General features: G+C 24.1%; 11 protein-coding genes, 4 tRNA genes and 1 pseudogene. 3 read left to right on the forward strand and 13 right to left on the reverse strand.

The annotated features are described in order from the left end of the window. Positions 1 to 96: 96 nt before the first annotated feature. The 3 genes from dnaB (at position 97) to ssb (ending at position 3,525) form a co-directional block, all read left to right on the forward strand. Positions 97 to 1,503 carry a replicative DNA helicase gene (dnaB, locus tag AAGD61_RS02550; RefSeq protein ID WP_341764888.1) on the forward strand — a complete coding sequence of 469 codons (1,407 nt, stop codon included), beginning with the start codon at positions 97 to 99 and terminating at the stop codon, positions 1,501 to 1,503. 116 nt (positions 1,504 to 1,619) lie between these two features. Further along, on the forward strand, positions 1,620 to 2,699 hold the full coding sequence (alr, locus tag AAGD61_RS02555; protein WP_341764889.1) for an alanine racemase: 1,080 nt from the start codon (positions 1,620 to 1,622) through the stop codon (positions 2,697 to 2,699). A 316-nt stretch (positions 2,700 to 3,015) separates the two neighbouring features. Then, complete coding sequence (ssb, locus tag AAGD61_RS02560; RefSeq protein ID WP_341764890.1) at positions 3,016 to 3,525, forward strand: single-stranded DNA-binding protein; 510 nt, start codon at positions 3,016 to 3,018, stop codon at positions 3,523 to 3,525. A 364-nt stretch (positions 3,526 to 3,889) separates the two neighbouring features. Here the strand turns inward: ssb and AAGD61_RS02565 are convergent. The 13 genes and pseudogenes from AAGD61_RS02565 to rfbB form a co-directional block, all read right to left on the reverse strand. Then, a tRNA-Pro gene (locus AAGD61_RS02565) sits at positions 3,890 to 3,963 on the reverse strand. Between the two features lie 21 nt (positions 3,964 to 3,984). After that, positions 3,985 to 4,069, reverse strand: a tRNA-Leu gene (locus tag AAGD61_RS02570). Positions 4,070 to 4,084: 15 nt separating this feature from the next. Continuing rightward, positions 4,085 to 4,157: transfer RNA gene (locus tag AAGD61_RS02575), tRNA-His, on the reverse strand. A 17-nt stretch (positions 4,158 to 4,174) separates the two neighbouring features. Further along, positions 4,175 to 4,248, reverse strand: a tRNA-Arg gene (locus AAGD61_RS02580). Between the two features lie 61 nt (positions 4,249 to 4,309). Next, a complete protein-coding gene (locus AAGD61_RS02585; RefSeq protein WP_341764891.1) occupies positions 4,310 to 5,683 on the reverse strand; it encodes an amino acid permease in 1,374 nt (457 codons plus the stop codon). 165 nt (positions 5,684 to 5,848) lie between these two features. Beyond that, positions 5,849 to 6,611, reverse strand: a pseudogene (wecG, locus tag AAGD61_RS02590) (lipopolysaccharide N-acetylmannosaminouronosyltransferase). Positions 6,612 to 6,628: 17 nt separating this feature from the next. Continuing rightward, positions 6,629 to 7,975 carry an ECA oligosaccharide polymerase gene (gene wzyE / locus AAGD61_RS02595; RefSeq protein ID WP_341764892.1) on the reverse strand — a complete coding sequence of 449 codons (1,347 nt, stop codon included), beginning with the start codon at positions 7,973 to 7,975 and terminating at the stop codon, positions 6,629 to 6,631. Between the two features lie 4 nt (positions 7,976 to 7,979). Continuing rightward, positions 7,980 to 9,059 carry a TDP-N-acetylfucosamine:lipid II N-acetylfucosaminyltransferase gene (locus tag AAGD61_RS02600; protein WP_341764893.1) on the reverse strand — a complete coding sequence of 360 codons (1,080 nt, stop codon included), beginning with the start codon at positions 9,057 to 9,059 and terminating at the stop codon, positions 7,980 to 7,982. Further along, on the reverse strand, positions 9,035 to 10,306 hold the full coding sequence (gene wzxE / locus AAGD61_RS02605; protein ID WP_341764894.1) for a lipid III flippase WzxE: 1,272 nt from the start codon (positions 10,304 to 10,306) through the stop codon (positions 9,035 to 9,037). The genes AAGD61_RS02600 and wzxE overlap by 25 nt, the downstream gene beginning before the upstream one ends. Continuing rightward, positions 10,293 to 11,435: a dTDP-4-amino-4,6-dideoxygalactose transaminase gene (rffA, locus tag AAGD61_RS02610; RefSeq protein WP_341764895.1), complete on the reverse strand. Its 1,143-nt coding sequence runs from the start codon at positions 11,433 to 11,435 to the stop codon at positions 10,293 to 10,295. Before rffA ends, wzxE begins: the two co-directional genes overlap by 14 nt. Next, positions 11,422 to 12,162 (reverse strand): dTDP-4-amino-4,6-dideoxy-D-galactose acyltransferase, encoded by a 741-nt coding sequence (rffC, locus tag AAGD61_RS02615; protein WP_341764896.1) that lies wholly within the window; start codon positions 12,160 to 12,162, stop codon positions 11,422 to 11,424. Before rffC ends, rffA begins: the two co-directional genes overlap by 14 nt. Next, entirely contained in the window at positions 12,119 to 13,021 is a 903-nt protein-coding gene (gene rfbA, locus AAGD61_RS02620) for a glucose-1-phosphate thymidylyltransferase RfbA (RefSeq protein WP_341764897.1), read from the reverse strand. Before rfbA ends, rffC begins: the two co-directional genes overlap by 44 nt. A 37-nt stretch (positions 13,022 to 13,058) precedes the next feature. After that, the gene (gene rfbB / locus AAGD61_RS02625; RefSeq protein ID WP_341764898.1) at positions 13,059 to 14,081 is read right to left on the reverse strand and encodes a dTDP-glucose 4,6-dehydratase; all 1,023 of its coding nucleotides are present in this window, start codon (positions 14,079 to 14,081) and stop codon (positions 13,059 to 13,061) included. Positions 14,082 to 14,083 lie beyond the last annotated feature (2 nt).

A 14,083-nucleotide genomic window follows, 5' to 3' on the forward strand; every position in this document is an offset into this window, starting at 1 on the left:
AATAAAAAAAACATAATTTTTTACATTATATTTTTTTATTTTTTAACTTATTATACACTATAAAATATTAATAAGATACAAAATCTAGGAATAAAAATGTCAAAAAAAATATTATCAGATTATAAAAAAAATATATTACGAGATTATCAAATTGAAAAATTAAAACTTCCACCTCATTCAATAGAAGCTGAACAATCAATTTTAGGTGGAATAATGATAGATAATGATAGATGGGATACAGTTTCTGACCGCATAACACAATCAGATTTTTTTATTAAATCTCATAAAATAATTTTTTCACAAATGAAAATTTTACTAGAACAAAATAAACCAATAGACTTAATTACACTATCTGAATCTTTAGAACAACAAGGAAAATTAGATATTGTTGGTGGCTTTTCATATTTAGCTGAATTATCAAAAAATACACCAAGTACAGTAAATATAAATGCTTATGCTGATATTGTAAGAGAACGCGCTATAGTTAGAAATATGATTTCTGTTGCTAATGAAATAGCAGACTCTGGATATGATCCAAAAGGCAGAACTAGCGAAGATTTACTTGATCTTGCAGAAAGTAAAATTTTTCAAATCGCTGAATCAAAAACAAATAAAAGTGACGGTCCAAAAATTATAGAAACTATATTAGCAGACACAATAGAAAAAATTGAAAAACTTTATAAACATCCAAACAAAGGTGTAACTGGTATTTCTACAGGTTATCAAGATCTTGATAATAAAACACTAGGATTACAAAATTCAGATTTTATTATTATAGCTGCGCGACCATCAATGGGTAAAACTACATTTGCTATGAATTTATGCGAAAATATAGCAATGACTGAAAAAAAACCAGTACTTATTTTTAGTTTAGAAATGCCAGGAAATCAAATAATGATGCGTATGTTAGCATCATTATCCCGTGTTAATCAAACACGAATACGAACAGGTCAATTAAGCGATGAAGATTGAGCTAGAATCTCAAGTACAATGAGTATATTAATGGAAAAATGTAACATGTATATAGATGATTCTTCAGGTTTAACACCAATGGATGTTAGATCACGTGCAAGACGTGTTTATCGCGACAATAATGGATTAAGTCTTATTATGATTGATTATTTACAATTAATGCGAGTACCTTCTTTAATTGAAAATCGTACTTTAGAAATAGCAGAAATTTCTCGTTCTCTAAAAGCATTAGCTAAAGAATTAAACGTACCAGTTATAACTTTATCTCAACTAAATCGTAGTCTTGAACAACGTGCTGATAAACGACCAGTTAATTCAGATTTAAGAGAATCGGGTTCTATTGAACAAGACGCAGATTTAATTATGTTTATTTATCGTGATGAAATTTACAACGATAATAGTATATTAAAAGGAGTAGCTGAAATCATCATTGGTAAACATCGAAATGGACCTGTTGGGACAATTAAATTAACATTTAATGGACAATTATCAAGATTTGATAATTATGCAGAACCAAGATATAAATTTTAATAAAAATTTTAATTTAAAATAATTACTTTATAATATAAAAAAATAATTATATAATATAAAAAATAATTTTTTATATAATAATATTATTAACTAATAAATTTTAAAAAATAAAAAAAATGAAAATAGCAACTGCTTTTATAAATCGATTAGCTATAAAAAATAATTTACAACATATAAAAAAAATTGCGCCAAATAAGAATATCATAGCAATTGTAAAAGCGAATGCTTATGGACATGGAATATTAGAAATAACAAAAACAATTCAAAATTTAGTAGATGGTTTTGGAGTTGCAAGATTAGATGAAGCATTAATTATTAGAAAATCAGGAATAACAAAACCTATTATTTTACTTGAAGGTTTTTTAACAACAAAAGATTTATCATTAATAGTCAAAAACAAACTAAATACAGTAATACACTGTAATGAACAATTAAAAATTTTAAAAAAAAGTAAAATTAATAATAAAATAAAAATATGAATGAAATTAGACGTTGGGATGTATCGTATAGGAATTTTACAAAAAGATGCAGAAAAATTTTATAACCGTTTACAACATTGCAAAAATGTACAATTACCTATCAATATTATTAGTCATTTTTCTAAAGCAAATACTCCATCTTCATCAGTTACTAAAAAACAAATTAATATATATAAAAAATTTATTTTTAATAAAAATGGAAAAAAATCAATTTCTGCTTCAGCTGGTATTTTATTATGGCCAGAGGCTCATTTTGACTATATACGTCCTGGCATTATAATGTATGGCGTCTCTCCTCAAAATAAAAAAAATGGATCAGATTTTGGTTTGCAACCTGTAATGACATTTAAAACTATACTAATTTCAATTAAAAAATATTTTGCTAATGAATATGTTGGATATGATGGAATATGAACTAGTAATAAAAACACTTATTTAGGTGTTATAGCTGTAGGATATGGTGATGGGTATAGTTTTAATTCATCATCAAAAATTCCAGTTTTAATTAACGGAAGAAAAGTTTATATTGTTGGAAAAATTTCAATGGATATGACTATTGTAGATTTAGGTGAAAATAGTACTGATAAAATAGGAGATGAAGTATTATTATGGGGTGAAAAATTACCAATCGAAGAAATTGCAAATAAAACAGGATTTTCAAATTATGAACTACTAACAAAATTAACATCACGTGTTAAAATAGAATATTTTAATTAAATAATTATTTCATAATATAATTAACTTATTTTTATTAAATAGTTAAAAAAATGTATTATTATAAGTAACAATATTTATAATATGGAAAATTAATTATAAATATAAATTATTATTTTTGAAAACTTAATATAAAATATATTAGTTATATTAATAAAAAAATAACAATAAACTAAATAAAAATTCATATTTTTATAACAAAAAAATATATTTTAAAATAAATTTTATTTTAAATTATAAAATATTGAATTTAATTAACTTAACAATAAAATATTCTATCATTACTAATAATTGCTTCGAAATATTTAGGATAAAACAAATGGCTAGCAGAGGAATAAATAAAGTAATTCTTATAGGTAATCTAGGACAAAATCCAGAAATACGTTATACACCTAATGGTATAGCTGTACTTAATTTATCTATAGCAACTTCTGATAATTGGAAAGATAAACAAACAGGTGAAAAACGAGAAAAAACTGAATGGCACCGAGTAGTAATTTTCGGTAAAATAGCCGAAATTACAAACGAATATCTAAAAAAAGGATCTCAAGTTTATATCGAAGGTTCTTTACAAACTAGAAAATGGCAAGATAAAAATGGTCAAGATCGATACATAACAGAAATTATTGTAAATATAGAGGGAACTATACAAATACTAGGAAATCGAAACAATGAAAAATTATCACATAATAATAATGAACAAAACAATTGGGACTCAAAAAAACAAACAGAAATAAATCAACAAAATCATAACAATAATAATCTTGAAAATCAATTAAAAGAAATAAATGAATTATCAGTTGATTTTGATGATGATATTCCTTTCTAATTTATAATATTTATATTATAACCTTCAAAAATTGACGGTTATAATATATTTAAACTATATAATATTTTTTATAATTTATACTTACTTTCTTTATTATCAAATAAAAACAAAAAGATTATTTTAAATTATACTTTTCTATATAATTAATATATTTTTTTTAATATATTTATTATTAATTATAAACGTTAATTGAAATTTGTATTTCAACAAAATTTTTAAAGAATTTAAAATATAAATTACTAATAATAAAAAATTAAAAACAATGAAATTAAATATAACAAATAACCATTAAATATATAATATAAATTAACTAATTTTAATATTAAATATAAATATAAGTAATATTTTATTTTTTTTTTAATAATCGGCGAGAGAGGATTCGAACCTCCGACCCACTGGTCCCAAACCAGTTGCGCTACCAAACTGCGCTACTCACCGAATTAAAACATAATTTTATAAAACGAAGGAGGGGATTTGAACCCCTATATCATTTTTAGATGCCAATACCTGAAATTAGCGCGTCTACCAATTTCGCCACCTTCGTAATAAACTTTAAATGGGTGACTAATGGGATTCGAACCCACGACAACTGGAATCACAATCCAGGGCTCTACCAACTGAGCTATAGTCACCATAAAATTTTAACGATAGCACCCGACAGGATTCGAACCTGAAATCTCTGCCTTCGGACGGCAATGCTTTATCCAAATAAGCTACGGGCGCACATTCAAAGGATAATACAATTTTATTTATTAATTGTCTATACATTTAAAAAATTTTTTAATTATTTTATTTGAATTCGATTTAATTTATTAACTAAAAAATAAATTATTGAAACAACTAATAAAAATAAAGCTCCTATAATCAAAGATAAACGAGTATCTTGATTTATAAGCATTCCAATTAAAACGCATACTAAAAAAAATAATGTAATATAATTAACCCATGGAAATAAAATTGATTTGAAATTATGATTCACAAGTTTTTCTTTATTATATTTACGAAAACGAATTTGACTTGTTAATAATACCAACCAAGGAACCATTCCTGGTAATACACTAGCACTATAAACATACACAAATACTTTTTCAGAATTTGGAATAATATAATTTAAACTTGAACCAATAATTAAAAATAAAATCGTAAAAAAAATACTACGTGCTGGAACACCATTATTAGTTAATTTCAATAACCAACTAGGTAATTGTTTGTTTTGTGCCAAAACATACAACATACGACCACCACTATACATACCACTATTACAACCAGATAAAGCTGCAGTTAAAACAACAAAATTAATAACAGAAGCAGCTGAAACAATACCAACTTTCGAAAACGTTAATACAAACGGACTACCTTCATATCCAAGATTATTCCAAGGAAATAACATTACAACAACAAAAGTAGCTCCAACATAAAAAATTAAAATTCTCCATAAAACATTACTAATAGCTTTTTTTAATGTTACTTGTGGATTTTTAGCTTCACCAGCTGTAATCCCTACCAATTCAACTCCTTGATAAGATGCAACAACAATACATAATGCAAATAAAAAACCCTTCCATCCGCCAGCAAAAAAAATACTATTTTTAGTTAAATTTGTAAATCCTATAGGTTCAAAATTATTTCCTATACCAAAAAAAATAAGACCAAAACCAATTAAAATCATTGCTATAATTGTAATAACCTTAATTATTGAAAACCAAAATTCAAATTCACCATATAATCTAACAGCAACTAAATTAGCAAAAGAAACTAATCCTACTGCAATTATAGCAAATACCCATTGAGGTACATCAGAAAACCAATATCCTACATAAACACCAATTGCTGTAATCTCTGATATACCAACAGAGACCCACATAAACCAATAACCCCAAGCTGTTAAACAACCAAAAAACGGGCTAAGATACTTATAACCAAAAGAAGCAAAAGAACCTGTAACAGGTTCAACAAATAACATTTCACCCATAGAACGCATAATAAAAAAAACAAAAATACCAGCTATAATATATGCTAACAGCACTGATGGACCAGCCCATTTTAAAGTACTAGATGATCCTAAAAATAAACCAACTCCAATTGTTCCACCAAGTGCAATTAATTCTATATGGCGAGATTCCAATCCTCGTTGAAGACCTTCTTGTGGTTTTTCCATAAATACCCCTGTTATAAACAGATGTTATTATACTAATAAATATAAAATAATTAACTCTATTAAAATAATAAAAATATATAAATACTATTTTTTAAAAAAAATAATATTTTTTAAAATCAAAAAAAATATAAATTATATTAATTTTTAATTATTTTATCAATAAAATTATAACATATCTCCGTAATAGTAACCTAAAAATTTAAGTAATTTAAATTGTCTTTTTATACGTGTTAACTGTGATAATAATCTATACAACCATTCTAATTCAAATTTTTGCCAAATCTTTGGTGCTCGTTTTACATAACCTGTAAAAACATCATATGTTCCACCTACCCCCATATAAATGGCATCATTATAAATTGCTTTACAATCACGAATAAAAATTTCTTGTTTAGGAGACCCCATAGCAACAGAAACGATTTTAGCACCACTAAAACGAATACGTTCAAATAAATTTTCTCTTTCTTCAAAAGAAAAAAAACCATTTTGTGAACCTACTACATTAACATTTAACACAGTACGTAATTTTTTTTCTGTTTTTTCTAAAATTTTTTGTTTTGCTCCAACTAAAAAAATTGGAATTCCTTTTTTTCCAATTACTTCCATCAATCTACACCATAAATCAATTCCAGCAATACGAGATATTTGAACACCTGGGGTATTTACGACGAATAGCACGAACAATACTAATTCCATCAGCATATAAAAATTCAGCTTGTCTTAATAAATTATGTAATTTTTTATTTTTTTCAGCAATTATAACTTTTTCTGCATTAAGGGCTATTAAAATACCATTCTTAATTTTTCCATCAGCAAATAAAAAATCTATAAAATGTGATATATTTTTAAATCCAGAAACCATATGACCACGAATACTAAATTGAGGTATAAACTGATATATATTAGATAATTGTGTTGTTTTTTTCATAATTTTCCTTTTAAAAATTATTTCATTATTATAATTTTTAAGTTATTTTTTTTAACATAAACAACCCCTGCATTTTCAAATAAACAATATAATATTTTTGCAAAAATCAAACAAAAACCAAAAATTATACAAAAAAAGAAAAATCTTGATACAAACGAATCAATACCTTCACGAACTAAAACAATTATATTAAAAATCAAACTAAAACAAAATGATTTTAAAACAGAAGCTTTATAACGATTAGATTCTCTTAAACTTAAATTATAAATCCAATCAAACCATTTTATAAATAAACCAACAACAATACCTCCAAGTGGAATAAAAAAAACTCCACCCATAATAATAAAAGAACCAATTAATGTTGGTGAAATAGATAAACCTGAATAATTATTTAATATTTTCCAAGTAAAATAATTTGCTGAATTTAAAATAACATTAGGACGTTCAGGCCATACCCATGATGGGATAAACACATAAAAATCACGTATAATTGGTGATAAATTTTGAAAATCTAATTTTTCATAATAACTTAATATTAATGCTAAATTTTCCCATGGAGAAAAAGTATCACGAGTAAAATATAACATTATATAAAACAATTTATTCCAGCTAACATTAATTCCATATCTATTTAAAGCTAAAAAAAACATTATAACTATACTTAATATAAAAAAAACAATTAACATCCATAATTTAATCCATTTACGATTTATGCCAATAAATAAAAATAACGAAAATGGAATAATAATATTAGCCCTAGTTCCACCAACTACAAAATAAGTAAAAAAACCAAATATAATAGTACTAAAAAGAAAAAAAAACCAACGTTTTTTGGTTGGTTTTAAAAAATAAATAATTAACATAGCAGGAATAAAAAAATAAAAAAATCTTTTTAACCCAACTAAAAATACTTGATTAGAAAAAATTTGATCATAAGATTTAAGTTTAAATAACAAAAAACCATTTTTCAAAAAAAATATAAAAATAGTAATAATCGATATCAACATCAATAAAATACAAAATAAATTTATTTCAATTTTATTTATATTAAATATCATACGTCTTTTAGTACTTTTTAATACTGAAAAATTAGTATTATAAACAATATAATAAACTATATAAAAACTAATTGAAGATAATTGTGTATAAAACAAATATTCTGATTTTATAATACTTTCGCTAAATTTAAATGTTAATATACAAGTTAATGGAAAACCAAAATAAAATGTAAGCAAAAATAAAAATGAAAAAATGACATTAAAATTCAATTTAAAATAAAAAAAATTTTTATATAACAAAATACTAATAAAAATAATTGATATAAAACAAAATAATGATAAACAAATTAATTCCATTAATGTCATTTTTTTACCTCTTTGCAAAAAGGCTTAAAACTATTTTTCAATTACAAACAAAATTAGGAGGAAAAAAATTAATTTTATTATTATTTAAATTAAATATTTGTTGTTTAATTTTATTTATTGAAAAAATAGTAAATTTATTACCGTAAATAAAAACTGGAATATTTTGTAATTTTAAATCTTTTAAAAAAGTATTTTCTTTACTAATAACAAATGGAATACATAATTGTATTAATAAACATATAGTTCCAATCCCTTGTTGACGATTAAAAATTAAATAACTTAAATCACAAGTTCTCAATAAACTAATATATTTATTAAAACTTAAATATTCTTTAATAACTATTACTTCTCCTAACTTAAACTTTTGATTTATAACTTTTTCTATTTTTCTAATATATGTTTGATTGTTATTAGGATATCCCATAGGAATAATAATTTTTACTTTTTCACCAAATTGTTTTTTAATTGCTATTAGTGCTTCTTCATGACGATTAGAAGAATCACCTGAATTGCCTAATAATATAGTTAATCGTCTTGTTACGCTAATTTTTAGTTTTTTTTTATTTAAAGATAAATCTATTTTTGTTGGAAAATATAATACAAAACTAGGAGTCTTAGGATTTATTTTATAATAATAATCTAAATCACCACGAGTAGCACATACATATCCAACTTTTTTATAAGCTAAACGTCTAAAAATATAAAAAATTTTAAATTTTAATGAATTAGATTCTTCATATAAATCAGCGCCCCAAATATGCCACCAAAACTGATATGATTTTATTCCTCCAAATAATAATCCTAACCAAATAAATACATTAAATTGTCCATGAAAAAAAAAACGATTATATCGATTATTAATCGCATTTTTTATTACATTTTTCGCAAGCAATAATTTATTATCAAAAGTTTTAATTTCTAGATTAGAATATATATTAATAATATTTTTATCTTTAGTTACAACAAAAAAAAGAAATTTTTTTAATAAAAATTTTTCTTTTAAAAAAAGTTTATTAAAAAAATTTAGTAAAGTATTATTATGATGTGAAATATTAGATCCTAATACATGTATCAATTTTTTCATATCTTTTTATTATAAATAAAAAAAACGTAACAACATATAATAAAATATATAATATAAGTTATCATATACGCCTTTGTTGCTCCTACAGCACCATATAAAGGAATAAAATAATAAGATAAACCAACAAGTAAAAAAAACTGAGTTAATTCCGTTATAAAACAAAAAAATAAAGATGCTTTTGCAATAACAAAATAGCCAAACACATATGATCCTACTTTTAAAGTATTTCCTATAACTTGACATAAAAACAATTTTTTCATATTTATGAAATTTTCTGAAAATAATAATAAAATAATAAATTCACGTAATAACCATATTACAAAACCAACAACAAAAATAACAGGTAAAACAAATTTTAATACTTTAATTATTTCTAAAATAATTTCTTTTTTATTAGATATACGAGAAAACGTAGATAATAAATAAACAGAAAATAATGCAGTAACAAATTGCAAATAAGCGTCAGAAATCATACAAACACCTGACCATAAACCAACTTCATACCAACTTTGACACTTAGCAAGTAAATTTCTTATTAAAATATAAGCTATAGGTAAAGTTATTGATGTCATTATTGACATAATTGTAAATTTACTTAAATCAATTGCGATTGATTTATTCCAAATAGGAATTATTGCCAATAAATTAATTTTTTCTCTACGAATAATTATTACAATTGCAGGTATACCTATTAACGCAGGTATTAATGCTATTCCAACTAATGAACCTTTATATCCAAAAAAATTATAAAATAAAAAAAATACAAAAAACCCAAAAAAAAATCCAATAATAATCGATTTAGCATTACCAGAAGCGTCACAATATCCTTTTAATATTGATAAAAAATAATTGGAATATGCAATTCCAATTTGAATAAAAGCTAAAATACATATAACTAAAGAATATTCTTTACTATTAAATAATAAAATACTAATAAAATCACTAATTAATAAAAAAATAATTGCTAACAATATTGAAAAAAATAAAATAATCGATGATGCTGTTCCTAATAAAGAATATAATTTTTCTTTATCACGATCATATTCTGCTACATATTTTATAATACCATTATAAATACCACCGCCAGACACAACTCCTAACACAGTTAGTAATTGACGAAAATTACTTGATAATCCAACACCTATTGGACCAAAAAACACTGCTAACGATTTTATTATAATAAAACCTATCACTATTTTAATAAAAATAGAACTAGCAGTCCAAATTGAAATTTTAGTGAGTGACATTAGAAAAAAATATTTTAATTCGATTAATAACTATACTTTGTTCTTCATCTGTCATGTTATAAAATATTGGTAAACGTATTAAACGTTCACTATGAAAAGTAGTATTTTCATCTTTTCCATTAAATCGAGTAAATTTTATACCAGCTGGGCTAGTATGTAATGCTACATAATGAAATGCTGTTAATATACCATGAGTTTTCATATAATATGAAAATATCACTCGTTCATTTATATTTTTAAATTTTAAATAAAATATATGACCATTATTTTTAATACCTTCTGGAATAGTCATTAAAGTTATGTAATTAAAATATTCTAATTCTTTTAATTCTTTAAAATAACGTTTCCATAAAAATACACGACGATCATTAATTTTATCTGATTCTTCAAATTGCGCCCATAAATAAGCAGCTTGTAAATTAGATAATAAAAAACTTGATCCTATATCACACCAAGTATACTTATCGATTTGACCATTTAAAAATTTATTACGATTAGTTCCTTTTTCTCTAATTATTTCAGCACGATCAATTAAACTTACATCATTAATTAATATTGCTCCGCCTTCACCACCTGAAGAATAATTTTTAGTTTCATGAAAACTATAACAACCTATATGACCAATAGTTCCAAGTATTTTCCCTTTATATGTAGACATTATACCATGAGCTGCATCTTCAATTACAAAAAGATTATATTTTTTTGCTATATTCATAATAACATCCATTTCACAAGCTATACCAGCATAATGAACAGGAACTATAGCACGTGTAAATTTTGTAATCGCTTCCTCAATTTTAGTTTCATCAATATTCATTGTATCTTTACGAATATCTACAAAAACTATTTTTGCGCCACGTAAAATAAATGCATTTGATGTAGAAACAAAAGTAAAACTAGGCATAATTATTTCATCTCCAGGACTAATATTAATCAATATCGATGCCATTTCTAGAGATGCTGTACAAGATGGAGTTAAATGAACTTTTTTACAATTAAATTGTTTTTCCATCCAATTTTCACAAAGTTTTCCAAAATAATTATTACCAAATATTTTATTACTTTTTATCAATTGTTTTATATATATTAATTCTGTCCCAACAATAGGTGGTTTATTAAATGGAATCATAGTTACCTCTATACAACCAATATGAAATATCCACTATTGAAGCCCCACTACATAAATAAAGATTTAAAGCAATATTATTACTAATTTGAGTTGTAATTTTTAATTGTTTTTTATTATTTTTTTTACACCATTCAAATACTGCTAACATTAATTTTTTACCTATATTTACACCAGAAGATTTAGGAATTTTAGCTAAAAGACCAATTTGCGCCACATCTACACCAACATCACGTAAAGTTACAAAACCTAAAATTGTTTTATGCTTATCTTTAATAAGCAAACAAACATTATCAAATGTACCTAAAACAGATTTTTTTATCCATAATGAATAAAACTCTTTAATTTTTTTTTTATTATACCATGGAAAACGAAAACGAGTTTTTTCAAAAAAAATAATTGATGCAACCTCTGCTAATAAATCAATATCACAAACTTTAGCTACATAAACTTTTTCTTGTTCTAATAAAACTGTTTTAAAAAAAGAATTATTAAAACTAATTTTTAATAATAAATTAATTTCACCTTCTATAAAAAAAAAACCAATTTTTCCTAAATTATCTATTAATATTTTTTCAGATGACAACACTTTAGCATGAATAATATCAAATTTATCAAGATTACTAACCAAAATTCTATTAGAATTAACATTAAAATTTAATCTAGCTGTTAAACGATTAAAAAAATTAGATTCCCATTTTAAAAATTCAATATCAGCGAAAATACACATGAAGAATATCCTTCAAATATTGTCCATAACCTGTTTTTTTAAATCTATCCGCTGAAGATTTAAGTTGTTGATCACTTAACCAACCATTTCTCCATGCTATTTCTTCTAAACAAGCAATATTAAAACCTTGTAATTTTTCAACATATTGAACAAATGTAGCCGCTTCAATTAGACTATCATAAGTTCCTGTGTCTAACCAAGCAAAACCACGACCAAGTAATTCTATATTAAGCTCATTACATTCTAAATACATTTTATTTATAGAAGTAATTTCTAATTCGCCTCTTTCTGAAGGTTTTACTTTTTTTGCAAAATCAACAACTTGTGAATCATAAAAATATAATCCTGTTATTGCCCAATTACATTTAGGATTTTTTGGTTTTTCTTCTATAGATAAAACTTTAAACTTATCTGAAAATTCAACTACACCAAAACGACTTGGATCCATAACTTGATAACCAAAAATTGTTGCACCTTTTTTTCTTTTTGAAACAAATTTTAATTTAGGAGTAAATGAATGACCAAAAAAAATATTATCTCCAAGCACCAAACAACATGAATCTCCATTTATAAAATCTTCAGCAATAATAAAAGATTGTGCTAATCCATCAGGAGAATATTGTTCAGCATAATTCAAAAAAATACCAAATTCAGAACCATCACCTAATAAACGTTTAAACATTGGCAAGTCATTAGGAGTTGAAATAACCAAAATATCTCTAATTTCAGCTAACATTAAAACTGAAAGAGGATAATAAATCATTGGTTTATCATAAATTGGCAATAATTGTTTTGAAATACCTTTAGTGATTGGATATAAACGAGTTCCATAACCACCAGCTAATAAAATACCTTTCATAATTTTAATTTTATATTTATAATTTGTATTATATACGTTAAAAATCACGTTTTATATATTTATTTAAAAACCATAACACAGTTTTTTTAATACCAGATTCAAATGTTTCAATTGGTTTCCAATTTAATTCTGTAATAATCTTATTGGAATCAATAGCATATCGAATATCATGACCAGGTCTATCATCAACATATGTAACAAGATCAATATAACGAACAACTCCTAACGGTTTTTTAGGATGAAATTCTTCCAAAAGTTCACATATAATTTTAACTACATTAATATTACTAAATTCATTATTGCTACCAATATTATAAATTGCACCAGGCTTAGCATTAGTTACAACTAGATATAACGCACGAACATGATCTTCAACGAATAACCAATCACGAATTTGTTCACCTTTTCCATATATTGGAAAAGTTTTTCCTGATAATGCATTTAAAATAATTAAAGGTATTAATTTATCAACAGAATGATATGGTCCATAATTATTCGAAGAATTAGTAATTAATATCGGCAAACCATAAGTTCTATACCATGAGTATACTAAATGATTACTAGAAGCTTTTGAAGCTGAATATGGACTACTTGGAAAATAAGGTGTTTTTTCATTAAATAATTTTTCCGATTTATCTAAATCACCATATACTTCATCAGTAGAAATATGATGAAAACGAAAACTATTTTTTTTATCCTTATTCAACTGCAACCAATAACAATATGATAACTCAAGTAATGTATATGTTCCAACAATATTTGTTTTTATAAATATTTCAGGATTTTTAATTGAACGATCTACATGTGTTTCTGCTGCCAAATGTAATATTGCATCTGGTTTATACTTAATAAAAATTTTTTTTAATGATAATTTATCACAAATATTTATTTTTTCAAAAAAATAACGATCATTATCTATAACTTCAACAAGCGATTCCAAATTTGCAGCATAAGTTAAAGAATCAACTACAACTACTTTATCTTTTGTATTTTTAATTATATAACGAACTACTGCTGAACCAATAAACCCTGCTCCACCAGTAACTATAAAACATTTCAATA

Source organism: Candidatus Providencia siddallii (genome assembly GCF_964026685.1).
Lineage (GTDB): Bacteria > Pseudomonadota > Gammaproteobacteria > Enterobacterales > Enterobacteriaceae > Providencia_A > Providencia_A siddallii_A.